The 1017-nt window shown below is 32.2% G+C and carries 2 protein-coding genes; both read right to left on the bottom strand.

All coding sequences use genetic code 11. The features are described from left to right. Positions 1 to 17 precede the first annotated feature (17 nt). Positions 18 to 356, bottom strand: coding sequence for a Cd(II)/Zn(II)-sensing metalloregulatory transcriptional regulator CadX (cadX, locus tag HMPREF2728_RS01175; RefSeq protein ID WP_000711085.1), 339 nt, complete (start codon positions 354 to 356; stop codon positions 18 to 20). A gap of 11 nt (positions 357 to 367) precedes the next feature. Continuing rightward, entirely contained in the window at positions 368 to 982 is a 615-nt protein-coding gene (locus tag HMPREF2728_RS01170) for a CadD family cadmium resistance transporter (protein ID WP_006152989.1), read from the bottom strand. Between the last annotated feature and the right edge of the window lie 35 nt (positions 983 to 1017).

The raw sequence follows: 1017 nt of genomic DNA, 5'->3' as shown, positions 1-1017 counted from the left end.
AGTAGTAAAAATAGTTGTTATCCTAGTTGATTAAAAAAATCTCTGATTTCCTCATCTTTTATAAAATAATATATAATTTTCCCCTCTCTTCTAGTATCCAAGATGTTTTGATTGGCTAGTTTACGAAGATGGTGGGAGGCAGATGCCATACTGAGATTTAGTAAACAGGCTATATCACAGACACAGAGTTCTTCAACAGCAAGAAGATAAAAGATGATATTTATCTGTTTATTATCGGTAAACTTTGATAAAATACGAAGTGATTTTTGGACTTTTTCCTTTTCAAGGTAGTTCGTTGCGGTTGTAACATTTTGTTGATTTATAATATTCACTTGGCAGATACTATCTTTTTTCATAATTTTTTCTCCTAGCCGAACACAGTCCTTAGCATGTCAAAGCTGTTGTTTTCAATCAGGATATACATCCCCAATCCTAAATAAACAACGGCAATAAACCATCTGCTATATTTTTCCAAAGTTTCTCCAACAGAAGGGACTTGTGCCAATTTTTGGGCAGAAAAAACCAAGAGATAAATCATGACTAGAAAGGTAAGTAAAGCCACTATCAAATTCGCTAAATTTAAGGTAATAAAATATGGGACGAAAACACCAATATTGTCAGCACCACAACTTGCAAAAGTAATCATAGCGACTAGAAAAATCAGGTTTTTATCATCTTTGCGCAAACCATCTTTTGCAATAGCTTCTCCATCAGAATCTCCTAAAAGCAAAACTTTGAGTCCTAGGAAAATTGGAATCAAACCGAGTAAACCTAAAATCTCTTTACTAGGAATATAATTTAAGACAAATGCAAAAAGTAAACTTAGCAATATTAGACTAACAGAGCCTAGAAATTGTCCTAAATAGATATTAATGATGTCTTTTCTGCTTTTTCTTTTGGCAAAAAATAACATTAGGATAATAAGTAAGTCTACGGCTGTCCCAGAATACAGGATTATTGAAGTAACAACATTTTGAACCATAAAACACCTCATTCAAATATATTTTTGAATGTATT

Origin of the sequence: Streptococcus sp. HMSC061D10, from assembly GCF_001808865.1 — a bacterium.
Taxonomy (GTDB): Bacteria; Bacillota; Bacilli; order Lactobacillales; family Streptococcaceae; genus Streptococcus.
This window is presented reverse-complemented; position numbering and strand designations above follow the sequence as displayed.

What these genes read in the sequence shown, in the direction of transcription:
- HMPREF2728_RS01170 (WP_006152989.1), bottom strand. Translation starts at nt 982, where the DNA reads ATGGTTCAAAATGTTGTTACTTCAATAATCCTGTATTCTGGGACAGCC.
- cadX (WP_000711085.1), bottom strand. Translation starts at nt 356, where the DNA reads ATGAAAAAAGATAGTATCTGCCAAGTGAATATTATAAATCAACAAAAT.